At 58.9% G+C, this 23,293-nt stretch carries 27 protein-coding genes; 13 read left to right on the forward strand and 14 right to left on the reverse strand.

Going from position 1 to position 23,293, the window contains the following annotated elements:
- Nucleotides 1-6 precede the first annotated feature (6 nt).
- From ACZ5GQ_RS07570 to ACZ5GQ_RS07595, 6 genes are all read right to left on the reverse strand, one after another.
- Complete coding sequence (locus ACZ5GQ_RS07570; RefSeq protein ID WP_498856537.1) at nt 7-726, reverse strand: HAD-IB family phosphatase; 720 nt, start codon at nt 724-726, stop codon at nt 7-9.
- Nucleotides 727-752: 26 nt separating this feature from the next.
- Nucleotides 753-1,277 carry a DUF123 domain-containing protein gene (locus ACZ5GQ_RS07575; protein WP_498856538.1) on the reverse strand — a complete coding sequence of 175 codons (525 nt, stop codon included), beginning with the start codon at nt 1,275-1,277 and terminating at the stop codon, nt 753-755.
- A 95-nt stretch (nt 1,278-1,372) separates the two neighbouring features.
- Nucleotides 1,373-1,846 (reverse strand): YbbN family protein, encoded by a 474-nt coding sequence (locus tag ACZ5GQ_RS07580; protein WP_498856539.1) that lies wholly within the window; start codon nt 1,844-1,846, stop codon nt 1,373-1,375.
- 45 nt (nt 1,847-1,891) lie between these two features.
- Complete coding sequence (locus ACZ5GQ_RS07585) at nt 1,892-2,221, reverse strand: DUF981 family protein (RefSeq protein ID WP_498856540.1); 330 nt, start codon at nt 2,219-2,221, stop codon at nt 1,892-1,894.
- On the reverse strand, nt 2,127-2,486 hold the full coding sequence (locus ACZ5GQ_RS07590; protein WP_498856541.1) for a DUF981 family protein: 360 nt from the start codon (nt 2,484-2,486) through the stop codon (nt 2,127-2,129). Before ACZ5GQ_RS07590 ends, ACZ5GQ_RS07585 begins: the two co-directional genes overlap by 95 nt.
- A gap of 106 nt (nt 2,487-2,592) precedes the next feature.
- The gene (locus ACZ5GQ_RS07595) at nt 2,593-3,477 is read right to left on the reverse strand and encodes a hypothetical protein (RefSeq protein WP_498856542.1); all 885 of its coding nucleotides are present in this window, start codon (nt 3,475-3,477) and stop codon (nt 2,593-2,595) included.
- Between the two features lie 76 nt (nt 3,478-3,553).
- Here ACZ5GQ_RS07595 and rtcA point away from each other — a divergent pair, with 76 nt between their 5' ends.
- From rtcA to ACZ5GQ_RS07610, 3 genes are all read left to right on the forward strand, one after another.
- Nucleotides 3,554-4,615 (forward strand): RNA 3'-terminal phosphate cyclase, encoded by a 1,062-nt coding sequence (gene rtcA, locus ACZ5GQ_RS07600; RefSeq protein WP_498856543.1) that lies wholly within the window; start codon nt 3,554-3,556, stop codon nt 4,613-4,615.
- 154 nt (nt 4,616-4,769) lie between these two features.
- Complete coding sequence (locus ACZ5GQ_RS07605) at nt 4,770-7,712, forward strand: glycoside hydrolase (RefSeq protein WP_498856544.1); 2,943 nt, start codon at nt 4,770-4,772, stop codon at nt 7,710-7,712.
- 125 nt (nt 7,713-7,837) lie between these two features.
- A complete protein-coding gene (locus ACZ5GQ_RS07610; RefSeq protein WP_498856545.1) occupies nt 7,838-8,650 on the forward strand; it encodes an SAM hydrolase/SAM-dependent halogenase family protein in 813 nt (270 codons plus the stop codon).
- On the opposite strand, the gene ACZ5GQ_RS07615 is transcribed toward ACZ5GQ_RS07610, so the two are convergent.
- Both ACZ5GQ_RS07615 and ACZ5GQ_RS07620 read right to left on the reverse strand, forming a co-directional pair.
- Nucleotides 8,647-9,729: an NAD(P)/FAD-dependent oxidoreductase gene (locus ACZ5GQ_RS07615; protein WP_498856546.1), complete on the reverse strand. Its 1,083-nt coding sequence runs from the start codon at nt 9,727-9,729 to the stop codon at nt 8,647-8,649. The two genes, ACZ5GQ_RS07610 and ACZ5GQ_RS07615, sit on opposite strands and share 4 nt — an antisense overlap.
- A 104-nt stretch (nt 9,730-9,833) precedes the next feature.
- Nucleotides 9,834-11,051 (reverse strand): pyridoxal phosphate-dependent aminotransferase, encoded by a 1,218-nt coding sequence (locus ACZ5GQ_RS07620; RefSeq protein ID WP_498856547.1) that lies wholly within the window; start codon nt 11,049-11,051, stop codon nt 9,834-9,836.
- A 146-nt stretch (nt 11,052-11,197) separates the two neighbouring features.
- Between ACZ5GQ_RS07620 and ACZ5GQ_RS07625 the strand changes: the two genes are divergently transcribed.
- On the forward strand, nt 11,198-11,773 hold the full coding sequence (locus ACZ5GQ_RS07625; RefSeq protein WP_498856548.1) for a hypothetical protein: 576 nt from the start codon (nt 11,198-11,200) through the stop codon (nt 11,771-11,773).
- A 272-nt stretch (nt 11,774-12,045) separates the two neighbouring features.
- Here ACZ5GQ_RS07625 and cutA read toward each other — a convergent pair whose 3' ends face one another.
- Both cutA and ACZ5GQ_RS07635 read right to left on the reverse strand, forming a co-directional pair.
- Nucleotides 12,046-12,375, reverse strand: a complete 330-nt coding sequence (gene cutA / locus ACZ5GQ_RS07630) for a divalent-cation tolerance protein CutA (protein ID WP_498856549.1) — start codon at nt 12,373-12,375, stop codon at nt 12,046-12,048.
- A gap of 3 nt (nt 12,376-12,378) precedes the next feature.
- On the reverse strand, nt 12,379-12,711 hold the full coding sequence (locus ACZ5GQ_RS07635) for a chromatin protein Cren7 (RefSeq protein ID WP_498856550.1): 333 nt from the start codon (nt 12,709-12,711) through the stop codon (nt 12,379-12,381).
- A gap of 135 nt (nt 12,712-12,846) precedes the next feature.
- On the opposite strand from ACZ5GQ_RS07635, the gene eno reads away from it, so the two are divergent.
- The 9 genes from eno (at nt 12,847) to ACZ5GQ_RS07680 (ending at nt 19,862) form a co-directional block, all read left to right on the forward strand.
- Complete coding sequence (eno, locus tag ACZ5GQ_RS07640; RefSeq protein ID WP_498856551.1) at nt 12,847-14,145, forward strand: phosphopyruvate hydratase; 1,299 nt, start codon at nt 12,847-12,849, stop codon at nt 14,143-14,145.
- A 60-nt stretch (nt 14,146-14,205) separates the two neighbouring features.
- Entirely contained in the window at nt 14,206-15,450 is a 1,245-nt protein-coding gene (ahcY, locus tag ACZ5GQ_RS07645; RefSeq protein WP_498856552.1) for an adenosylhomocysteinase family protein, read from the forward strand.
- Complete coding sequence (locus ACZ5GQ_RS07650; RefSeq protein ID WP_498856553.1) at nt 15,447-16,577, forward strand: site-2 protease family protein; 1,131 nt, start codon at nt 15,447-15,449, stop codon at nt 16,575-16,577. Before ahcY ends, ACZ5GQ_RS07650 begins: the two co-directional genes overlap by 4 nt.
- Before the next feature lie 54 nt (nt 16,578-16,631).
- A complete protein-coding gene (locus ACZ5GQ_RS07655) occupies nt 16,632-17,135 on the forward strand; it encodes a metallophosphoesterase (protein WP_498857398.1) in 504 nt (167 codons plus the stop codon).
- A 5-nt stretch (nt 17,136-17,140) separates the two neighbouring features.
- Nucleotides 17,141-17,524, forward strand: coding sequence for a M67 family metallopeptidase (locus tag ACZ5GQ_RS07660; protein WP_498856554.1), 384 nt, complete (start codon nt 17,141-17,143; stop codon nt 17,522-17,524).
- A gap of 57 nt (nt 17,525-17,581) precedes the next feature.
- A complete protein-coding gene (locus tag ACZ5GQ_RS07665; RefSeq protein WP_498856555.1) occupies nt 17,582-18,328 on the forward strand; it encodes a substrate-binding domain-containing protein in 747 nt (248 codons plus the stop codon).
- A 74-nt stretch (nt 18,329-18,402) separates the two neighbouring features.
- Nucleotides 18,403-18,627 (forward strand): CDGSH iron-sulfur domain-containing protein, encoded by a 225-nt coding sequence (locus ACZ5GQ_RS07670; RefSeq protein WP_427973381.1) that lies wholly within the window; start codon nt 18,403-18,405, stop codon nt 18,625-18,627.
- Between the two features lie 101 nt (nt 18,628-18,728).
- Nucleotides 18,729-18,995, forward strand: a complete 267-nt coding sequence (locus tag ACZ5GQ_RS07675) for a hypothetical protein (protein ID WP_498856556.1) — start codon at nt 18,729-18,731, stop codon at nt 18,993-18,995.
- A 117-nt stretch (nt 18,996-19,112) separates the two neighbouring features.
- Nucleotides 19,113-19,862, forward strand: coding sequence for an SDR family oxidoreductase (locus ACZ5GQ_RS07680; protein WP_498857399.1), 750 nt, complete (start codon nt 19,113-19,115; stop codon nt 19,860-19,862).
- On the opposite strand, the gene ACZ5GQ_RS07685 is transcribed toward ACZ5GQ_RS07680, so the two are convergent.
- Genes ACZ5GQ_RS07685 through ACZ5GQ_RS07700 form a run of 4 tightly spaced genes read right to left on the reverse strand, consistent with a single transcriptional unit; the run spans nt 19,859 to nt 23,259 of the window.
- Entirely contained in the window at nt 19,859-20,422 is a 564-nt protein-coding gene (locus ACZ5GQ_RS07685; RefSeq protein ID WP_498856557.1) for a hypothetical protein, read from the reverse strand. The genes ACZ5GQ_RS07680 and ACZ5GQ_RS07685 overlap by 4 nt on opposite strands.
- 30 nt (nt 20,423-20,452) lie before the next feature.
- Nucleotides 20,453-21,022, reverse strand: coding sequence for a hypothetical protein (locus ACZ5GQ_RS07690; protein ID WP_498856558.1), 570 nt, complete (start codon nt 21,020-21,022; stop codon nt 20,453-20,455).
- A gap of 45 nt (nt 21,023-21,067) precedes the next feature.
- On the reverse strand, nt 21,068-22,630 hold the full coding sequence (locus ACZ5GQ_RS07695) for a bifunctional ADP-dependent NAD(P)H-hydrate dehydratase/NAD(P)H-hydrate epimerase (RefSeq protein ID WP_498856559.1): 1,563 nt from the start codon (nt 22,628-22,630) through the stop codon (nt 21,068-21,070).
- A 50-nt stretch (nt 22,631-22,680) separates the two neighbouring features.
- The gene (locus ACZ5GQ_RS07700; protein WP_498856560.1) at nt 22,681-23,259 is read right to left on the reverse strand and encodes a hypothetical protein; all 579 of its coding nucleotides are present in this window, start codon (nt 23,257-23,259) and stop codon (nt 22,681-22,683) included.
- Nucleotides 23,260-23,293: the final 34 nt, after the last annotated feature.

Genomic DNA, 23,293 nt, shown 5'->3' on the forward strand with positions numbered 1-23,293 from the left:
CCTGCCTTAGCCCTCACCCTCTATTTTCTTTAGGATATCGCACACCTCTGAGAGCCTGTTGACTCTGTACTTTGCCACGCCCTCAAGGGACCCGTCATCACCGATGGCAACAGGGTAGCCGACAAGCTTCATGGCCTCTGCGTCCCACTTTGAGTCACCGACGTACATGACCTCCCCGAGGCTGACCCCAAGTTCGCCAACCAGGAGCTTTAGGGCCCTGGCCTTGTTGACCCCAACTGCAGCTATGCCTCCGGGGACCAGCCTCCACCTGGAGTCAAAGCTCAGCTGGTTTGCCATCCAAAGGTCAGCGCCAACTACGTCGGCCACCCTTGCCACCAGGAGGTCTATGCCCCCGCTCAACAGGGCTATCCTCTTGCCCATCCTGTGGATGCATATAGAGACGTCCCTTATGCACGGCCTCAGGGGTATCCTTGAGAGTATCCTCTCCAGGTCCCACCTAGTTATTTGACCATGCGTCGCCTCAACCCAGAGGCCTGTGTCCAGCCTCAGCCAGTCCTGGTAGGTTATCTCACCCCTCTCAAACATCTCAGCGTACTGCCTGGCCCTGTCAGCGACCCCGAGCGTCTCGTGGACGAAGCCCCAGCTGCTTTTAACTTCGGTGAGCACCCCGTCAACGTCAAATATCACTGCCTTAACCTTCAATGTCCCACGGGTCCCCGAGTCCCAGAGGGCCTGGGACCTTATGTTTTTCACCTCTGGAACCAATGACAGCAACCCATTAGCGTGGCCGCCTACTGACTATGGTCGCTGCCTAGGTCAATAAGCGTCCCCAACGACCTGAGGAGTGACAGAACTGCCCCCTTGTCACTGCACATGAACATGTGGGGCCTCTCGGAGTCCGTGGCCCCGAGCATTCCCATGGGCCTCAGGGCGTCAAGTTCCATAAGCCTCCCGGCGAGCTCGTCCTCAGCCTTAACGCCTGAGCCCCCAACCCTGTAGAATATGAACTCCACTAAGGCTGCTGCCATTGATATGCAGTCAACGTGCCACCAGCATCGGTCAGCCCCCAGGAAGTGCCTCGAGATCCTTGACCTGAGCCCTCCCGGACCCCCGGCGCTGCCCACGTATAGCACGAGTCCTGGCCCAACAGAGCCCAAAACCTTGCCTCTCCTGCCTACAACGCTGACCGGGCGGTCTAGCCTGAAGCAGATGGCGTAGACGCCCTTACACGAGGGCAGCGCGTCAACGACGCCCTCAGGGCGGCGTCTGATACCCCGGAGAGCGTCACTGCCCCTCAGGGCTCCCTCCGGGCACAACTCACTTCACCCGCCGCCTTGGGTCTATGCACATAGGTGAAGGTATTATACTTATGTCACAGGACCAGCCAAGAGTCACGTAAGACGGGAGCCTGTCAGCCGCTATTCTGACCTCTTCTCTTAACCAACCCTTGGGCGCATGGCTTAATGCCTAAGTTAGAGGCCACGTACCTCTTCAGCTCAGACAATGAAGGAACCCCTATGATACGCAGCTCCTTGAGCAGCCTCCCCTGGGACACCAAGGCCCAATAGAGCGTCGGGGAGTCCTTAACTTTGAACTCTTGGAAGGTTCTCCTAGCCATGGTGTCCAGGCACATTGTAGTGAACCAGGTACACGAGACTACATAAATCGTAGCCCTGCAGGAGTACATTTCAACTATGTCGGGCATCTTAAGGTCTAGGATGGCGCAGGAGGCGCACCAGTTATTCCTGAAGTATATCAGGTTCAGGCCATCGCTGAGGGAGGACGCGCTTAGACAGCTGGCCCTTGACCAGCCCCTGTCCCCGCTGTAAACGTAAACTCCCTCGGCCTTAGGTATCTGAAGCTCCACGGACCCGCCCTCGACCACGCCCTTATTAGAGCAAGTTCAAAAAGAAAAGGTTAGGCTTATCACTTACCCGTAGAAGGGCACCCACTTCATCCAGTCAGCCGTGTGCTCAAACGTTGCAGCCCCTCCTATGTACGCCGAGAGCAGGGCCGCCAGGACGAGCAGTATCAACTCAATGTATGCAAAGTACTTTGACGGCTTGCCCAGGTTAAGGAATGGGCCGAGTATCCCGGAGAGCCCTGTCAATGTGAACAGGGCCGCTGCCGCCGCAGGGGAGTTGGTCAGATGATACTTAGCTATGTCAGCGGCGTATATCAGCACTGAGACCGAGAGGAAAGCTATGGCAATCGTGGGCCCCTTGAGGTCCACGCCAGCCACCAGTGAGAGTCCCAGCATTCAGGAGCACGACCCCGTAGAGGGCGTACGGGTCCATGAGCACTATATTGTAGGAGCTGGGCAGAGGCCACGTCATGGAGCCCCAGAGGCCCATCACCAGGGCGTAGATGCCTATCGCTAAGAAGGCGTACCCGAAGCCCCTGTCCGCCTGCTGTCCCTTCCCCATGACAAACCTGTAGGCGACCCAGGCAGCTGCCGTGAGGAGCCCCCAGGCCAGCACAGCGAGCCAAATATCAAGGGTGTCCACAAAGAGGGGATCCGACAACTCTGTCTCCCTTTCTCTAGTTAGAGATAATAATATTTAAGCTTTTCTCTAATAAGAGCACGCGTATGCCCCCTCTAACAGGTGGTGGAGCTCACGAGGGCAAGCCTTAGGCTTTACTTCCTGATGTAGCCACGCTTTTCACAGCCTCAACTATGGGCTCCGTCACCTCAGGCCCGTAGCCCTCGCGGGGGTCCTCCAGCAGGGGCAGCTCAACCCTGCCCGAGTAGCCTGTGAGCTCGAAGAGCTCCGAGGCCTTAGAGACCCACGGCTTACCGTTCATCACGAGTATCTCCATGGCGCTCCTGTACCTCCTCCCGTCAACTATGTAGGCCTCCCCCGGCGACACCAGGACCACTAGGTCTGGGGCCGCCGAGGCGGGCGTGGGGGCTGCAACGTCACTGTTAGACTCTATGACAACCACGTCGCTTGACCTCTCCTCAAGCGATATGCAGCTGTCGGCGGCCTCGCTGGCCGAGCCCATGAATACCCCCTCCACCACCTGCTCATTTACCTGGACCGGCGGGGGAGTAAGGTACGAAACAATGTCCTGGATCTCCTGCTCAACGGGGCGGGTCACCCTTGAGAGCACGGCGGAGCTTACGAGGTGGACGCTGGAGCTGCCGCCGACGCAGCTTGTCACCCTAAGCAGTGCGGCCCTGGAGTAGGGCTGCGAGAGCGAGGCCTCATATGCCGTCCTGCTGGGGTACTTTGACCTTGGCGTGGGGACGAGCAAAGCCCCAACGGGGTTCACCACCTCTACTGGTAGCCTCTCCCCTGATGCCTTGTAAAGCAGGTACCCGTCCTCTGTGGTCAGAACGCGAAGGCTGCGAGTGTACGCAACCGCCTCCGGGGAGCCCCACAGGTCCGTGGCGCCCACGGGCTTTGAGGGGGCTGCCGTGAAGCCCTCCCTTATAAGCTGCGCTGTCAGGCTAGCCGCCAGCGTAGTCTTGCCTGAGTTCCTTGGCACTAGGCCGGCAACCAGTACCTTCAACCCCTGTCCCCAGCTCGTGGATAGGTAGGCCTTCACCTCATATACGGCTTAGCCCCTGTCGTGGCTGGGGAGGCAGGTGAAGGTGCTCCAGATAGACGGCAGCATGGGGGAAGGAGGGGGGCAGGTGCTGAGGACAGCGTTGGCATTGGCGGCCGTCCTTGGGGTGTCAGTGAGGGTCTACAACATAAGGGTTAAGAGGTCAAGGCCTGGGCTGCAGCACCAACACCTGGAGTCTGTCAACGCCATAGCGAAGATGTCGCACGGCAGAGTTGAGGGCGCGAGGATCGGCTCCACGGAGGTGACCTTCTACCCCGGCAAGATATCAGGAGGCGAGTACAGTTTTGACATAGGCACGGCCGGCAGCGTGACGCTTCTGCTCCAGGCCATAATGCCGCTCATGGTTGCTGCCGAGGGTGAGGTCAGCGTTCGTGTCAAGGGCGGCACTGACGTGCCCAAGTCACCCCCAATAGATTATTACCGCTTTGTCCTGAGGCCCCTCCTCTCTAAGTTTGGCATAGAGCTCAACGTGGAGCTCATCAGGAGGGGGCACTACCCCAGGGGTGGGGGCGAGGTCCTAGTGAAGGTTAGGAGGACCGGGGCCCTCAGGCCCGTTGACCTGGTGTGCGCGGGGAAGCTCATAAGGATTGAGGGCCTCAGCCACTGCGTTAGGCTCCCGGCGCACGTGGCCATAAGGCAGGCCAGGGCCGCCAGCGAGGCCCTCAGCGGTCTCGGGGTGCCAGTGAACATTAGCGTGGAACACTACGAGGGCAGGCCGGACCCCCACCTGGGCCCAGGAAGCGGTATCGTGGTTTGGGCCCTGACAGAGAACTCGGTCCTGGGCGGTGACTCCCTTGGGGAGAGAGGTAAGCCCGCGGAGCAGGTCGGCAGGGAGGCCGCGGCCTCACTGATGCAGGACCTCTCCACTGGCATGGCATTGGACAGGCACTCATCTGACATGCTTATAATATATGCACTGTTGGCCGGCGGGGTGAGCAGGCTTGGAGGTGCATCACTGACCTCGCACGCGAGCACAGTAATAGACCTAGTTAAAATAATGGCTCCACAGGCCTCGATGTCACTCGAGGGGAGGCCTGAGGCTCCCTTCACGGTTACGGTGAAGGGCCTGGGCCTCCTCTAGGTAACCTGCGCTTTAGGCTATCGTAAAGTCGCTGCTTCTTTAATAAATAGGATGTACAGCTCCTGCACATAACGGTATAGCTCTGTATTTACTTGTATACATGTTAGCATAAAGGTTAAAAGTAAAGAAGTATAAAGCTACGGCGGTGAATGCCATGAAAGCCCCTAGAAGGGCCCTGGCAGCTTTTCTGCTGGCCCTAGTGGTGGCAGCCCTAGTGGTGCCCTTCGCGCCGCTTAGGCTAAGCGTATCCCTGGCCCAGAGTGGCGAGGTCTACTCGAACTTCACAGTGACGCCAACGGGCTACCTGACTGTTTACCTCTATGGAGTGCCGCCGTCGTCCAAGGTGCTGCTCTGGTGGGGCATAGAGCCATACCCTCAGGGGCCGTGGAGCACTGTCAACGGCACCCCAGGTAACATGGAGACTCCCATGACGTATAACAGCTCCATAGGCGCCTTCCAGGCCACCATAGGGCCGTTCAAGAATGGCACGTGGATAGGCTACGTCTTCAACGTTAACGGGAGCACATGGCTTAACTACGACAACCACCCGTTCTGGAACTGGAACGTCATAATTAACCCGCCCGCCAAGATAATAGGCTTCACCAGGGCCTGGGTGCTGCCGAACGGGTCCATAATGATAACCACCATAGGGAGGCCGCCGGACACCCTGCTGCTCTGGTGGGGCCTCACTACTGGCCCCCAGACTGGCCTGCCATGGTACAACACTGTTGGGAAGCCAGGGAACAACGTGAGCGTCATGCACTACAACCCGCTCTGGGGCAACTACACAGTGATGATAGGCCCCTTTGAGCCTGGCCAGTGGGTCCAGTGGGTATACCACGACAACACCACCGGGGCCTGGATACACAACGCCAACGTGAGCTCTAGCGCGAACTTTGCCATACAGGACGTCTACACACCTGTGCACGTGGTGGCAGCTTACTATAACGAGTATGTCTACCTCGTCGGGGAGCAAGCTAAGATCAACGTCACCGTGCAGAACGAGGGCCCGACAGCAAGCTACGACGTGGCCCTGGTGGTGGGCACTACCGCCGTCTTCAACTCAACGGTAACCATACCGTCGGGGACAACTAACCTAACGTTCAGCTTCCCCGTTAACTACCCGCAGGGCATCTATAACGTTTACTTCCTGGTCGGCACCTCAGGTCTGTGGCAGAACACCTCGCTGCCACAGCTTTACGTGCTCAACACAACTGGCAAGAAGCCCATAAGCGTCGTGATAGTGTGGAACATGCACCAGCCGCTCTACATAGAGCCCAACGGCACCTGGGGCCAGCCGTGGGTGCAGATACACACGGGCCAGGACATGGAGTGGGATGGGCAACTCGTAGGCGCCTATGAGCTGCAGGCCATGCTGCTCAACGAGTTCCCCAACATAAACGTCACCATAGACTTCACGCCAGTGCTCCTCTACCAGTGGGAGGCTTTCTTGCACCAGCCTAGCCCGACCTTCACGACGCCAGGCGTCAACGTAACCCATGACCTTAACGCCACAGAGTACACCCTGAGCCTCTACAGGAAGCTAGCCAAGGAGGGCAGGCTTCAGGTGCTGACGGTGCCCTTCTACCACCCGCTCATGGCGATAGAGTACGACAACGGCTGGTCCTCTGACCTGCTGGCGCAGATACTGATGGGTAAAAACATGACTGAGTACGTCTTCGGCGTGACGCCCAACGGCGCCTGGACCCCTGAGATGGCGTTCAACATGGGCCTAGTCTGGCTCTACAACGAGACGGGCATTAACGTCACCGTGCTGGACTACCAGGCCTTTGTGCAGATGGCACCTGACCTGACCGTAGTGTCAGGAAGCCTTAACAACGGCCCCTATGGCGTCTACGTGGTTCAGAACTCCCTGGGCCAGAGGATCTACGTGCTGTTCAGGGACACCAACCTCTCTAACGAGTTCGCGTTCCTCTTCTTCCACCAGTCGCCGCAGCTGACCGAGCAGGAGCTTCTCCAGTACCTGGCAAAGGTCTACATGGAGCACCCAGGAGGGGTCGTGGTGGTGGCCCTAGACGGCGAGAACCCAATAATATTCAACCCAATGCCCCTGTCGGGCGAGGACCTCTACGCCATATACCAGGCACTATCGAACGCCGAGGACCAGGGATGGCTTGTGACGCAGACCGTTGATCAGGCCATAGCGGCCCACAGTGTTTCAGCCGTGCTCACCAACCTGCCCGAGGAGAGCTGGGCCCTGAGCCTCAACAACTGGAACAACGGCTACATAGGCAAGGTCCTCATCTGGAGGAACGTGAGCGAGGCCAGGGAGTACCTGGTGGCGTTCTCAAACGTTCTGGGCATGCCGCTGTCGCCGCTGGTGCCACTCTCCTTCACCCATGCGCCTAACGCCAGCATAACGGCCTTTGAGGCCATGACCCACATGCCCGCCTACATAAACTCTTCAGGCTACGTCGAGGTCAACCCGCTTTACATGTACTACACCCTGTGGAACTACCTCTACGTGAGCGAGGGCAGCGACTGGACCTGGCAGGCCGGGCCGCCCAACTATGGGCCGGAGTGGTTCTCAGTGCAGCCCATAATATATGACAGCGCAATGGTTAACTACGTCAAGTCCCAGCTCTCGGAGATAACGCCAAGCGGTGCCATACCGCTGCCTGGGCTCAAGGGCGTGACAGTATTCATAAATGACAGCCTCGGCGCGCCGCTGCCCATAGCATCCCACGTAATAGTTGTGGTGAGCAACGGCACAGCCAACGCGAGTGCTGAGGTCACCCTGTACCCTGGCGTTGACATAGCAATAGTGAGAGGTGTTTACTTCAAGCCATCGTCGCCGGTCTCAGTCTACATTTACGCTCCACTGAACGCCTCGCAGCTGGGCTCCTACGTGGTGCCCTTCAGCAAGTACGGGCTGCTGATATCCAGCGGCACCTTCGGGCTCGGCAACGTCACCTTCAATGTTAACGCGGTGCACATAGCTAACATGAACACTACAACGCCTGGAGCAGCGCAGCAGGTCGCGCAGCCCACCGGCAACTACGGCGTCTGGGTAATAGTTGCACTAGTAGTTGTTGCAGTTATAATAGCGGTCCTAGCAGGGTACCTTAGGCTCTGAGCACAAGGCTTTCCCTTTAAGGCCTTTTCCTTCCTTATTTCTTTTATAATAAATCCTTGGGGACCTTCCAAGGCGCGAACGCGTTTATTGCGACTTAGACTGTGAAGCATTCCTGGGCGAGGACCTTGCCCGGGTTCGTGGGGCTAATAACTGACTTCGGGGACTCAGTCTATGACGGTATTGTGGAGTCCGTTATAAGGTACGTGGACCCCTCCATAAACGTGATAAGGATTGATAATGAGGTCCCACACTTCTCCGTGCTCGCCGGAAGCTACATAACGTACTCATCTTACAGGTGGCTGCCGCCGGGCTCTGTAATAATGGTGGTAGTTGACCCCGGGGTCGGAACCAGCAGGAGAGCGGTAGTTGTAAGGACCAACAACTACTACTTCGTGGCGCCTGACAACGGAGTAGTGTACGAGGCGGCCACAGAGGACGGCATAAGGGAGGCCTACGCTATAAACTACTCCAGGGTTCGCTCGCTGGCAGGCGTTAAGGCCTTCAGCGCCTGGCCCCTCTCCTACACGTTCCACGGGAGGGACGTGTTCGCCCCGGCGGCGGCCCTCATAGCCAAGGGAGTTCCGCCGTCTCAGTTTGCAACACCTATACCGGTGAGCTCTCTCGTGTCCCTCCGCCTCAGGTACAGCGTTCACCTGAGGGGCTCCACGCGCACCAGGGTAGTCTACATAGATAAGTTCGGCAACGTGGCCCTAGGGCTCACCACGAGGGAGTACAGGCTGCCGCGCGGCAGGCTCATAGTGAACGTCAAGGGCTCCCAGCACGTGTTCACCACTGGCAGGACATTCGCTGACGTCAAGCCTGGGGACGCGGTGGCTTACATAAACAGCTTCGGGTTCGTGGAGCTTGCCATAAACCAGGGAAGCGCTGCCTCAAAGCTTAACGTAAACGTAGGCGACGAGGTGCTCTTGACACCTTAACACTCACAGAGCCTGTCGAAGGGCTCCCTGGGGCCCTTGAGCTTTCCCCCTAAGAGCCTCCTGGGCGACAGCTTGCTGTCCTCCTTACTAACGCCTTCAGCTATGTCCACCACTAGCCTTGCCAGGCCTGGCGAAAGCGTTAGCCCTGCCCCGTTGAGGCCCGTGAGTACATAGTAGTTGTTGAGTTCGCCCACCACAGGCATGCCGTCGGAGGCCGAGATGCACGGCGCTGCCCACGACGAGACTGGGTAGAAGTTCTCGGCGTCAGGAAGCCTGGACGCCACGAGCTCCAGCACCTCATAGGCCTCGCCCTGGGATAGCCTGAAGCCGTCCTCGGGCCTCACAAGCTGGGAGTCGCCGCCCCCAACTATCGCCTGACCCTCAGTCTCAGGCACTATGTAGAAGCCATTTATATCGTCCTCGACTATCACATCGGGCGTCTGGCCCCGCACACTATGGGCGGAGCACCTGTACACAGTGAAGTTATCCTTTAAGCCTAGGAGCTCTGGCGTCCAGGGCCCTGCCGCTATGAACTTCAGGTCAGCGTCAATCTCAAGGCCATCGTAGAGGAGCCTGCCACCCTTTCGGACCACAGGGCCCTCCTTCAAGGTGAAGCTCATGCCAGCTAGGGCCTTGGTCAGGTGGCCCAGGGCGTCGCCTGGGCTTACCACGCCCTGCACCATAGTTGAAACTGGCAGGTCGCCGTCGCCCGTGACCCTCAGGCCCAGCTCCCTCAGCTCCTCTAGCTTTAGCACGTCGGCGTCTATGCCCTCGAGCCTCAGGGTGGAGATTATGTCCTTGATGCAGTGGAGCTCCTCAGGCCTTGGTATCCACAGGGTCCTTGTCATCTTCTCTATGCCCAGCTCAGCGTAGGCCTTCAGGCCCTCTATGGCATACTTAAGTAATGACTTGGGGAGCTGCAGCGATATTATGCCCGCAGCCCTTGACGAGGCCCCATAGCCGACAGCGTTAGCCTCGTAGAGGGTCACGTCATAACCTCTTCGAGCAAGTTCATATGATATCCAGAGGCCCGAGAGGCCGCCGCCTACTACTGCGGCCTTCCCTCGTCTATGCAACATCGCACCTGTACGTTGACGGTAGCCCCGGAGGGTTATTAACATTAACAAGTAGTTGCCGTGTCCAAAAGAAGGGATTGACTTAGAAGTTACGCAGGGGACCGCGGCTACCTCTTCATGGCCTCCGCGGCGAACTCAGCTATCCTCCTGACGCCCTCTACTATGTTATCCATTGACGTGGCGAAGCTGAACCTCACGAAGTCCCTGCCGAGCCTGTCAGGGAACGTGGTGCCGGGCAGCACTAGGACTCCCTTCTCGTAGAGGAGCTTGTTGACCAGCTTGTCCACACTGTCAAGCCCCAGGGCCTTCATGAGCTGCGAGACCCTCGGGAACATGTAGAAGGTGCCTTGGGGTTTGTACGACTCAAAGCCTGGCACATCCTTAAGCAGGTTGTAGAGGGTGTCCCTCCTCCTCCTGAACTCGTCTATCATGTTCCTCACGGGAGTCCAGTCGCCTCTGAGCGCTGCCACCCCGGCCTTCTGAGCTATGCTGGTGGCACAGCTGTATATCGACACTGCGAGGTCAAGCATCCTATTTATTACCTCGCGCCTTGCCACTAGGTAGCCCAGCCTCCAGCCAGTCATCGAGAAGGTCTTGGAGAAGCCGTTTATGTAGAGCAGGTTGTCCCTCCAGCCTGGGTAGCTTATGGTGCTGCTGAACTCCCCCTCATATATAAAGTTGTCATAGATCTCATCAGCGACCACTATAACGTTCCTCCTTGCCGCCACGTCCATTAGCTCCTCTATCTGCTTGGGGCCTATTACTAGGCCCGTCGGGTTGTTGGGGTTATTGAGGAAGAGTATCCTGGTCCTGTCAGTTATGGCGTCCTCAACCTTGCCTATGTCGAGGCTGAACCCCTTGCCTGGCTCAAAGTCCATGCTCACGAACTTCGGCTTGGCGCCGAAGAACTTAGTGACCTGGGCGTAGGCATAGTAGCTGGGCTCTATTATTAAGGCCTCGTCCCCAGGCCTTAGGTAGGCTGCCCCTGCCATGAAGAGGGCTGTCTTAGTGCCGGTGGTTACTATTATCTCATCTGGCTTGACGTCTGACTTGTACCTGCTGTTGAGGTAGTCAGCTATCGCCTCCCTCAGCTCCGGTATGCCGGCGGTCTCCGTGTAACCAGTGAAGCCCTGGTCAAGCGCGTCCTTGGCAGCCTCCCTTATGTGCTTAGGCGTTGGGAAGTCGGGCTGCCCTATGCCAAAGCTGATAACCTTAATTCCCTTGGACTCGAGCTCCCTTATAATTGGGAGGTAGCTGAAAGCACTCTCTCCCTGTATTAGAAACATCTCCTGCTTGAGCCCCAGCGTCGGAGGCTCATTCGACAATTCTCAGGCACCAAAGTTAACTTGTACTGTCAGAAATTATAAGGGTTTGAGATACAGATAGGGACATCTGAAGTATTTAATCTATAAGAGAGCTCGCTACTACGTATTAAATACGCTTTGGAGAGGACAACTAGAGGGGGAGCCTATTGGCAAAGCTGCAGATCAAGTGGTTCAAAAGGAGAATGCTGACAATAGGCCCTGTGGAGCTCGAGGTAATGAACCCAGTAGCTGATGATACGGTGGAGGTCAGCGGCAACGTTTTAGATGCGATGCTGAGCGAGGCAGATAAGCTGATGAGGGATAGGAAGGGGGACTTTGCCATAATCACGGCTGACTCGCCCGAGACCAGGTACGTCATTGGTGAGGGCGTCAGGGACAGGGTGGGGACCAGGCAGCTCAGCTTCCTGCCCAAGAGGCTCCTGAAGCTCGCGGTGATAAGGCTAGGGTCCCTCTCATCAGTTCAAACCGAGGGCATGGCCAAGTTCTCCCTGAGCTCGCTTGAGTGGTACGACGCCCCGCCTGACACATACATATTTGACGGGCCACTCAAGGCGGAGGACGACGTTGAGTACGTCGTATTTCAGCTTGAGGACGGCGTCAGGGTTGTAAGGGCCCAGAGGCTCGCGAGGCTCCTGCTATCCTTGAGGCCTCCTGTCTCACAAGATCAAGAATCTCAGGGCGATGAGAGCGGAGGAGGTGAAGGTAGTAGCCCCGAGGAGTGAATGTCCCCCTCCTCTCCTTGCAGAGGGCGCATGTGAGCACCCCATCCTTGAGGCTCCTCAGCCTCATGCCCACGAGCTTTACCGCTTCAGCGTAGTGGCCTGAGAGCATTCCAAGCTCGGCGCTCTCGGGGCTCTCCAGGCCGCTGGCTATTTTGGCCACGTTCTCAACAATGACATACTCCAGCAGCTCCGAGCTTCTCCTGGACAACTTGCCCCTAAGGTAATATCGCGACTTAGGCAGTTAAAAGCGAAGGGGAGCCTTGGGTTAAGCCTTAGCCCTGCTGACCCCTGGGCGAAACTGAGCCTTCAAGCCAGGATAGGTACTCAGGGAGCCCCCTCTCAACCCTGAGCGCAAGCACCTCGGGCACCTTGTATGGGTGAACTCTCCTTATGAGCTCCTCGAGCTTGCCGTAGGCGTCCTCGGTAGTCTTTATTATAAGCAGGTCCTCCTCAGCCTCTTCCACCTTGCCCTCCCACCAGTAGGAGCTGTGAACGCCGGACACCACGTTAACGCAGGCTGCTGCCTTGTTGTCGAGCAGCTCTTTGGCTATCCTCGCGCCGTCCCCCTTGGGCGCCGTCACCAGCACCACGAGGGCCGCCAAGGCTTAGCCCTCTTCCTCGGGCGGCTCATCGTTAAAGTTCTGTATGTCGCTGAGGTCAAGAGTTATGGTCTCTCCCTCCTCCCTTTCAGCGGCCTGCGGGGCCTCGCTGCCCTCCTCCTCACCGCTCTTGAACTTCTTTATCACCGCCTTCCACGTGTGGCCGTTGGGGCACCTGAAGGCCCCCATAACTGTTATCGTCACTCTCCCCTCCTTGTCAGGTATCGGCGACACCAGCGTCCAGGTCCTCTCAGGGTCCGTTACCCTCACACCGCACACGGGGCACGTGAACGGGTCCCCTGACTTGCCCTTGGATTTCCTTGGCAAGCTTCCGCCCACTGGCCCTTTGGCCCTTAGCGTTAAAATACCTAGCAGGGCCGTCCGCGCTCGTAGCTTAATAAGTGCCAGGCCAAGGCCCGCAGCGAAACCCATCGCTTTTTACCTAGGGCCCTCACTGACAACGAGGTGATCTGAGTGGCAGGCGACGAGGACTTCATTATATCCTCGGTTCACGGCGTCCTGGCGCTTGACTCGAGGGGGAACCCGACCGTAAAGGTAATCGTCAAGACTAAGGCCGGTGTGGGCGTCGGCATAGCCCCCAGCGGGGCGAGCAAGAGCAGCAAGGAGGCCATAGAGAAGAGGGACGGCGGCAGGAGCTGGGGCGGCATGGGGGTTAACCAGGCGCTGTCAAACGTCAACACCATAGTGGCCCCCAGGCTCATAGGGCTTGACTCCAGGAAGCAGTCACTCATAGACGGCGTCCTGATAGAGATAGACGGCACGCCCAACAAGTCAAGGCTTGGGGGCAACGTCACTACAGCTACTAGCATAGCTGTAGCTAAGGCCGCCGCGGCCTCCTCAGGGGTTGAGCTCTACGAGTACCTGGGAGGGCCAGGGGCCAAGGTGCTGCCGACCCCCCTAATGAATGTCATAAACGGTGGGGTGCACGCCGGCAACAACCTCGCCTTCCAGGAGTTCATAATAATACCCGCGGGGGCCCCCACCTTCACTGAGGCCATGAGGATGGCCGTCGAAGTCTACAAGTCGCTCAAGAGCTACCTGGGCGACAAGTACGGCAAGACGTCAACCAACGTGGGCGACGAGGGGGGCTACGCCCCGCCCATGAATGAGGTCAGGGAGCCCCTGGAGGCGCTGAGGGCTGCCATAAAGGCCGCAGGCTATGAGCTAGGCTCCGACTTCTTCCTAGGCATAGACGCCGCCTCCTCCGAGTTCTACGACCCCGAGAAGAAGGCCTACAGGGTTGACGGGAAGCTTTACGACCCAGGCTCGCTCTTAGACCTCTACACGCAGCTTGTAGACGAGTTCAGCATAGCCTATCTTGAGGACCCCTTCCACGAGGAGGACCTGCAGCACTTCTCAGAGATAACAGCGAAGCTGGGCTCCAGGGTCCTCATAGTTGGTGACGACCTCTACGCCACGAACGTCAAGTACCTGCAGGAGGGCATCAAGGCCAGGGCAACCAACGGGGCCCTGGTCAAGGTGAACCAGGTGGGTACGCTCACGGAGACCCTGGACTATATAAGGGTCGCCAGGAACGCCGGCATAAGGCCTGTGATAAGCCACAGGAGCGGGGACACGGAGGACCCGTTCATAGCGGACCTTGCAGTCGCCATCGGCGCGGGCGTAATAAAGACGGGCGCCCCGGCCAGGAGCGAGAGGCTGGCCAAGTACAACAGGCTCCTCGAGATAGAGGACTCCCTGGGCCCAACTGCCACGTACGCTGGCAAGGAGCCCTTCATCACCAGGGCCTGAGGGGGCGGCCCACATCTAAGCTTATTTTCAAGCCCCCTCTCCCTGGGCTGGGGAAGCCAAGTGGAGGTCAGAGTCAAGGACCCCTCGCTCGCCGGCGAGGGCAGGCTTAAGATAGAGTGGGCCGAGGCCCACATGCCCGTCCTCATGGAGCTCAGGCGCAGGTACCAGGACAAGAGGCCCCTGAAGGGCTACAGGATCTCGGCGGCCCTCCACGTGACCAAGGAGACGGCGGTGCTCATAAGGACCTTGAAGTCCTGGGGGGCTGAGATATCCCTGGTGCCCAGCAACCCCCTCTCAACGCAGGACGACGTAGCTGCGGCCCTGGCCGAGGAGGGCATAGCAGTGAGGGCCTGGAGGGGCATGAGCGAGCAGGAGTACTTTGACGCCATAAGGGAGGCCGCCAGGTCCTCCCCCGACATAGTAATAGATGACGGCGCTGACCTTCATGTTACCATTCACGAGGAGATGCCCAGCGTGGCGAGGAACGTCATTGGGGGCAACGAGGAGACGACCACGGGCGTCATAAGGCTCAAGGCCCTGGAGGCTAGCGGGAGGCTCATGTACCCCGTTATAGCAGTTAACAACGCGCTGACCAAGTACCTCTTCGACAACAGGTACGGCACCGGCCAGAGCGCCCTGGACGGCGTGCTCAGGGCCACTAACGTGCTCCTCGCAGGCAAGAGGGTCGTCGTGGCCGGCTACGGCTGGGTCGGGAGGGGCATAGCAATGAGGGCCAGGGGCATGGGCGCTAGGGTCATAGTCACCGAGGTTGACCCAATAAGGGCCCTTGAGGCTGTCATGGACGGCTTTGACGTTATGAGCATGGACGAGGCCGCGCCCCTGGGGGACATATTCATAACGGCCACGGGAGACAGGGACGTGATAAGGAAGGAGCACATGCTGAAGATGAAGGACGGGGCAATACTTGCTAACGCAGGCCACTTCAACGTTGAGGTTAGCGTGACCGACCTGGAGTCTATAGCTAAGTCCAAGAGGGAGATAAGGCCTAACACGGTTGAGTACACGCTGCCTGACGGCAGGAGGCTCTACCTCCTGGCCGAGGGAAGGCTCGTCAACCTGGTAGCTGCTGAGGGCCACCCGAGCGAGGTCATGGACATGAGCTTCGCCAACCAGGCGCTCTCAGTGCTGTATCACATAAACAACAGGGGAAAGCTGCAGCCAAAGGTTTACGACGTGCCCGTGGAGCAGGACCAGGAGGTGGCGAGGCTAAAGTTAAGAACTATGGGCATAAACATAGATGAACTCACGCCGGAGCAGCAGGAGTACCTGAGGAGCTGGAAATGAGCGTAGTCACTGCGGCCCTGGCGGTGGCCCTGTTCGTAGCTGCGTGGCTCCTAATCTACATGGGCCTGAGAAACCGAAAGGTGGAGGGCCTCACGGTTTACCCCTTCTTCCTGATTTACAGGCTGAGCTACTCCAGGAGCCCCCTGAGGCCGGGCCTTAAGTCAAGGCTTGTGAGGGCCTACGGCATTGCGGGCCTGGCTGCCACTGCCTTTGCGATGGGCTACTTCTACCTAGTAAGTGGCTCCCTGTTCCTTGAGAGGTACCTTGTCAGGGCCCCGCAGGCTAGCGCGGAGGGCTTCGTGCCCCTCATACCTGGGGTCACGGTTGGCCTCTACGAGTTCATATTCATACTGATAGCCGTCGGAGTGGCCGTTCTAATTCACGAGTTCTCCCATGCCATAGTCTCAAGGGCCACCGGGGTGCCTGTGAAGGGGGCGGGCCTGCTCCTGATGGCCTTCGTACCCGCCGCCTTCGTGGAACCTGATGAGGAGTCACTTAGGGCTGCCCCGCTGAGGTCCAAGGTAATGATATACGCGGCCGGCGTGGCCTCCAACGTGGCCCTGGGCTTCCTCTTCGCCTACATGGTTTCAATGCTCGCGCCGTCGCTGGCCTCTGGCATAACAATAGTATCCGTGGAGGCCAACAGCCCAGCCTACGTGGCTGGCCTCCTGCCCGGCATGAAAATAGTGGCCATAGACGGAGTGCCCGTGAGGACGGTGACTCAGGGCCTTCAGGAGCTAATAAAGGCTGGTGCCGAGAGCGCGGTGCCGGCAAACGTTACCCTGACGGTGATATACAACGGGCTTGAGAAGGCCATAACTGTGGCCAAGCCCGCGGGGGTGAATCACATAGGCATAGAGGTAGTCCAGAGCTTCAGACTCAACTGGCTCATGGAGCTCCTCACGTCATTATACGTGGTTAACATGGGCCTGGCGCTCATAAACGCCGCCCCCTTTGCCTTCCCGCTCCCAGGCTTCGGCGTTGAGAGCGATGGGGGCCAGATGCTCAGGGAGGTGCTGTCAAGGGCCGCGGGCAGGCTGGGCTACGCTATATCGGCTGGTGTCGAGGTAGCAACGCTGTTACTGATAATAAGCCTCCTGACCCTCGCGCCCGTCAGGCTCCCGTGAGGGCTAAGGAAAAATAGGTCCCCCGCCAACGTCAGAGGGGGTCACGCCTTGTTAGTGGCTGTAATAAGCGACTCGCATGACGATGTGGCCTCCATGAGGCTGGCGGCGGCTAAGGTAAAGTCCCTCGGGGCGAAGCTTATCATACACCTGGGCGACATAATATCGCCCTTCACGCTCAGGGAGCTCAGCCAGTCTGGGGCTAAGGTGGAGGCGGTGTTTGGAAACAACGACGGCGAGTTTGAGATGCTAAGCGACGTCGCAAGGTCACTGGGAGGCAGAATAGGGAGGTGGCCGAGGGTTCTTGACATAGATGGGAGGAGGATCCTCATAATGCACGGCCAGGGGCCCGCGGACAGTACAGTTGAGCTTGCCCATGCACTTGCTGAGTCCGGCAGGTATGACGGCGTCCTCTATGGACACACCCACCAGCAGGAGCTCACCTACGAGAGGGGCGTGCTGATACTGAACCCTGGCCCGCTGGCCTCATTCCTCGGAGGACCATCCATGGCCCTGCTCGATACCAACTCCATGGCTGCCAGGCTGGTGAGGCTGAGCTGAGGGTGATGAAGGGCTTAATTATAGGTAGGGGCCTCGCGGAGCACCTCATGAGGCTATCCATGGGGAAGATTGAGGAGACGGGCATATGCCTTGGGATAGGCAACAGGGTGCTAGCCCTGGAGCCCGCGGAGAACCTGCTGAGGTCGCCGACCGAGTTCCTGGCCAACCCCCTTGACATAGTTGCCGGCTACTCCGTCGCCGAGAACCTCAGGGTTGATGTGGTGGCCCTTTACCACACGCACCCTGGGGGCCTCCCAGTGCCGAGCAATAAGGACTTAGAGGGCATGAGGTTCTGGCCGCTTCCTTGGATAATAGCCTCGAGGGGCAGCCTCAGGGCATGGGTCCTGGCTGGCAGCCTGCCCGAGGAGCTGGCGGTTGAGATTGTGTAGCGGAGTATAAGCGAAAGCCCTTTTGTGAAAGGCGTCACTGAGCGAATGTGACCAGGCATGGAGTCCGTGGAGCTTACGCTCCCCCCTTACGACTCGCTCTCTGATATACATGGTTACACTGATGGCGTCCCTATGTCGTTCGCCGGCAACCAGTGGTTCCTAGTCGACAGGATTATAGACATCCTGGCGAGGAACGGCATAAGGGCCTACGTGGAGACGATACCGCCCGGGATAGTGAGGCAGAGAGCCCTTGGAGCTCCGCTGAAGGTAGGCACCCTTACATTCTCGGCCAGGCCCCAGGTGGTGTCCCTGCCCCCTGCCCTCCTCGAGGGCTTAGATGTGGAGGAGAAGTACGAGTATGTCGAAGATACCATAGTGCTGGCCTACAGGGGTTCAAGGCCCAATGTGAGCTCGTGGTGCGACGTCAGGGAGCTCCCACGGCTTGCAATCCCGAACCCCATAACCGAGGGCATAGGGGCCCAGGTCAGGGACGCCATAGAGAGGTCCTGCGGCGGGTATGAGTCCCTGGCCTCGCGGTCGTTCATAACAAGGGTTCACCACAGGGAGATACCGCCGCTCCTCTATGGCAACGTGGTGGACGCAGGAGTGATGTGGATCTCGGAGGCCAAGTACTGGGGCTTCAACTACGTGGTGCCACAGCCTGAGCTCAAGGGGAGGCTCGCCTTTGCGCTGCTCAGAGGCGCCAGCGAGGAGGCCAGGAGGGCCTACAGGGTCATAGTGAGCTCAAGGGATGAGCTGAAGGCAGCCTACGAGGCCTACGGCTTCAGATGGATAGGGAGTTGATAAAGAGGCCCAGGTGAGTCCTATATTAAGAAGTCTTTTTAACTAATAAGCCCTTTTGTGAGCCGTGAGCAGAAATGGCAAGGATAGTACTTCACGAGAGGAACCACCCCTACATTATAAAGCTCGACAACGGAAAGGAGCTCCACATATGTGCCTGCGGCCTCTCACAGAATAAGCCTTACTGTGATGGCCACCATAAGCTGACCCTTAACGAGGAGCCAGGCAAGATATACGTTTACAAGCCTGACGGCACTAGGGTCGAGCTCATAAGTTACTACCCTGAGGAGCAGGGCAAGTAAGCTCAAGTAAGCTAAAGCTATAACATTAGCTTTTTGCTTTAGGTATTATTTCCCCTGTTGGCGTTAATGGCCTCCATGACTACTACCTCTCGGTGTCCCTGTTGGAGTGCCTGGACGTTCACGTGGAGAGGCTTCTTAAGGAGGAGGTGGCCGAGGTTCTCGAGGAGATAGGCAATGTTGACGCAAGGCTTGAGGAGCTCAGGGGGAAGAGCGACGACGAGTCAAGGATAGAGTTCATAGTTATGAGCGCCTACAAGAGGCAGCTCGTCGAGGACCTTGACCAGCTCCTAGGATTTGCCAGCTATCATAACATAGAGGTCGTGAACAGCGTGGTCGCGAGACCCCAGCAGGCCGCTGGCGTCACGTGAAGGCCCTCAGTGCTGCAGTGGGTCCTCATCAATCGGCGATTACATTACATCACCGGGCCTACGCATTTTAACTTGTAGCCCCAGCCCCACCAGCGGTGGCTAAGGCTGAGGGCCTTAATAACGGCCTCTAGCAGGGGCATAGGCTTCGGAGTGGCCAAGGTAATGCTCTCAAGGGGGCACGAGGTCACAATAAATGGCAGCTCAGAGGAGCACGTGAACATCGCGCTGAGGCAGCTGTCGCCCCTGGGCAAAGTGCACGGGGTCGTGGCGGACATAACGACGCGCGAGGGCGTGGTCAGGCTGGTCTCCGAGGCAGTTAAAGCCATGGGGGGCCTCGAGGGCCTCGTCTTCATAGCGCCGCCCCCGAAGCCGGGGAGGTTCGAAGAGCTCAGCCCAGCCGACTGGGAGCTCGGCACCAGGCAGCTCCTTCTCAGCGCCGTGTGGCTCGTACAGGAAGCCTTGCCCTACCTCAAGGCCAGCAGGGGAAGCATAGTTATACTGTCAAGCTTTGCCATAAGGGAGCCCGTCGAGGTCCTCGCCCTGAGTAACGTGATAAGGATATCCCTGGCCGGCCTGACGAGGACCCTGGCCAGGGAGCTGGGCAAGTACGGCATCAGGGTCAACATGGTGCTGCCTGGCAACATAGAGACGGACAGGTCGAGGCAGGTGATAGAGAGCAGGGCCAAGGCTAAGGGCATAAGCTACGAGGAGGAGCTAAGGCTGGAGATGGCAGACGTGCCGCTCGGCAGGATTGGCAAGCCGGAGGAGGTTGGGGAGGTTGTGGAGTTCCTGCTCAGCGACAGGGCGAGCTACGTGAGCGGCGCCGCCATACCCGTTGACGGCGGGCTGCTGCACGGGGTCTTTTAGGGAGGCTCTAGGTACGCGCCTAGGCCCAGCCTCCTTAGGGCCCTACTGCTGACCCTTACTGTGACCTTGCGCCCTCTGCCGAACTTTATGAGGACCTCGCTTATGAGCCCGCCCTTAACCACCTGGACGGACTCTATATAGTGTTGCTGCAGCCCGCTCACGCTGCATGACTCCCTCAACGTTCTGGCAAGCTCCCGCGAGCCCCGCGCTAGCGTCACAGAGGCGAGCACTGTCAGGGCGCTGGCGGTCAAGCCAAGGACTGGGCCAAGGGGGCCCTTGGCGTTAATCCATGGGAGAGCCAGGCTCAGGCCCGTTAAGGCGGCCGCCACGGCCTCGGCCAGGCCGAAGGCGCTCCTTCGCTTGTCCCGCGCGGCGCCCATTAGTAGATCCTCGCTCACGGGCCTCTCCACCGCAGTCCCTGACAATATAGTGACAGCGCAGGGGTACTCAGTGTTGTCGGGCCCAGAGCACATGCCGGTGACTACCCATGCGCCGGTCCTGCACCTATGAACATACGATAGCCAGGCGCCGTCCCTGTTCATTTCAGGGCCTAAGGGCATGCCCGTGCTAAATAAGGCTTGCGCGGGAAACTAATAGGTTGGCGTCGGGTTCAGGACGCCCCGGCTCCTGAGCTGCTCAAGCTCCCTGGCGCTCAAGTAAAGAGCGACCCTGACGCCGTTGGACAGCGTAACCCTAACCTGCCTCGCGTCCCCGGCGCCCTCCAGCTCCTCGGCTGACGTTATGGTAGCGAACTCCGTGCCGCCGGCCATGCACAGCTCGTCCCTGCTTGTTATGAGCGAAACTGTTGATATCCGCGGCGCGGGCGAGGACCTGGCCCTCAGGGCCACTGCCGCTATTATGACTGCTGCAAGTATTGCGGCAGCAAGGTAAAGCTCCTGGGGCGTCACTGCCTTAGCCTGGGAGAGGACTATGGTAAGCAGAACGTCAAGTATAACGCCAATGGCAGCGTAGAGCCACCTCCTCGCTGAGTTCCGCTCATATGAGGCAACTTGACCAACGGACGCCAGCGGCCTGACGCCTCCCTCTGCCTTCCTTATGTAAACGACGCAGTGGGTTATGCCCTTGTAGCCCTTGACTCCCTCGCACGTGCCGAAGCTGACGTAGGTGCCGTCCCTGCACTCTATAAGCGTGTTAGCCACCAAGGCCCCTGGACATATGAGCATTTAATAACGTTTCGCGATTGTTTAGCCGCCGCCCGAGAGGAGCGAGTATGCCTCCTTTATGGCGGCCTGAACCTTGTTAAGCACGTCGATAGCTGTTATGTTGTCCCCCTTCTCCTCGACCGCCAGCTCGCCCGCCCTTCCCGAGGTCCAGGCGGCCGCGGCGGCCACGTTGAGGGGCTCCAGGTCCTTTGAGAGGGCCGACCTCCTGGCCAGGAAGCCAGCGGTTATCCCGGTTAGCACGTCGCCCGTGCCCCCAACTGCCATGGATGGGTGACCTGTCAGGTTGAACCTGCACTTTCCGTCGGGACTGCATATGACGTCGCCCGGGGGCTTGGGCGCCTTAACTATCACCGTGGCGCCGTACGCTTTGGCTATCTCGGCAGCGAGCTCCTGTGGCTCCCCGTCGTGGCCCGCGAGCATCTTGGCCTCGCCCCTGTGGGGCGTCAGCACGGCCTCCGGCCACAGCTTAGGCTTGCGCTCTGCAACTGCCTTGAGCGCGTCAGCGTCTATGACTGTTGGCTTGCCCCTTATGGCCTCCAGGAACTCTACCACGGCCTCCTTGGTCTCCTCAGCGGTGCCGAGTCCCGGGCCTATGGCGACTGCGTTCACGTGCCTAGCCTCTTCGACCAGGTCCTTAACGTGCTCCCTGGTAATGATGTCGCCCTTGAGAGGCACCGGTATTATGCCTGGGTCGGCGGTGGCTGCTGACCTGGCCACCTCCTCGGGCGCTGCCAGGAACGAGAGGTCAGCCCCGGCGTAGAGCGCCGCCGAAGCCATGTAGAACGGCGCCCCAAAGTAGTGGTAGGAGCCGCCTACGCTTAACACCTTGCCGTTGCCCCCCTTGTAGGCGTCCCTGGGCCTCCTGGGTATCCTGGCGGCCACGTCGCCGGGGCCGGCGTAGATGTAGGCGTCCCTGGGCATGCCTATGTCAGCCACAAGCACCTGGCCCACGTAAGGCCTGGCCTCGCCAGCCAGAAGCCCTGGCTTGAGGGTGCCCATGGTAACAGTTACGTCAACCCTAGCAGTCCCCTCAACGGCCTTACCCGTGTCAGGGTCAAGGCCGGTCGGTATATCTACCGCAACCCTGAGCCCCCTGGAGGCGTTGAACGCGGCCAGGGCGCTGGCCACCGGCTCCCTCAGCTTACCCCTGACGCCTATGCCAAGTATGCCATCTATGAGCACGTCGGCGTCCTGAGGGGCGTAGGCCCTGGGATCGTCAAGATGTATGACCTTTACCGTCTTAAGCCTCTGGAGGTGCTGCAGGTTCAGCGCGGCGTCCCTGTGCTCCACCAGCTTTGGGTCGTACAGGAGGTAGACGGTTACGTCAGCTCCTCTCAGGGCCAAGTGCCTCGCTGCAACTATGGCGTCCCCTCCGTTGCCTCCCTTGCCCGCGTAAACTATGACCTTCTTGTTCCTCACGTCACCTAGGATGCACTCCACCGCGTCCGCCACGGCCCTTCCAGCGTTCTCCATGAGGAGCAGCAGAGGGAGGCCGAGCCACACAGTGTTTGTCTCGTAGGCCCTGGTGTCCTCAGTGGTCCACGTCTCAGGGCTCTTGATAAAGCCGGGGCACTCCAGGTCCAAGCCGGACCCCGTTGGTCTGGGGCTCAAGGCTCTATTTAAGTGGCCACGGGCTAGAGTCCTGCCCTGTTAAGCCTCCCCTCCGGCTCCGCTACGTAGCCCATTATTCCCAGTATCTCTTCACCGTCGCCTATGGCGTGGCCTATGAGTTCCACCTCGTCGCCTGGCCTGAAGACCTCGAAGTCGGCGAGCACGCCCATGGGGTCGTAGCCCCTCGTGTAGAGCTCCTGCATAACTATTATGAGTCTTCTGACATCTCCTCGCATGAGCTCCAGCTGGACAACCTTGGGCGAGAGCGACTGGTTATAGAACCCAAAAACAACTATAGCCTGGTCGTCCCTGACCCTGTACCTCAGCAGGACGTTCCTGCCGCTCCTCACCTGGAACCTCCACTCAGGGCCTGGGAGTCCCAGGTCCTGGGGCCTCAGCTGCCTCACGACAAGCCTTTTGCTCGTGCTGCCGCTCAGGAACGCTATGCCTGCCTGCATGGCCCTCTTCTGGGCCTCCAGGTAGACGCTGTAGATGGACTCCCTGGGCATGACAGTTATGGGGAATATGACCGCGTACTGCTCCTGCCTAACATTGTACTTTGAGATGTCTATGTCCTCAAGCCTCCTGACGCTGCTCTCCATTCACTTCACCAATGGCGCCTCCAGGGAGCAAATT

This window comes from Caldococcus noboribetus (assembly GCF_055389385.1).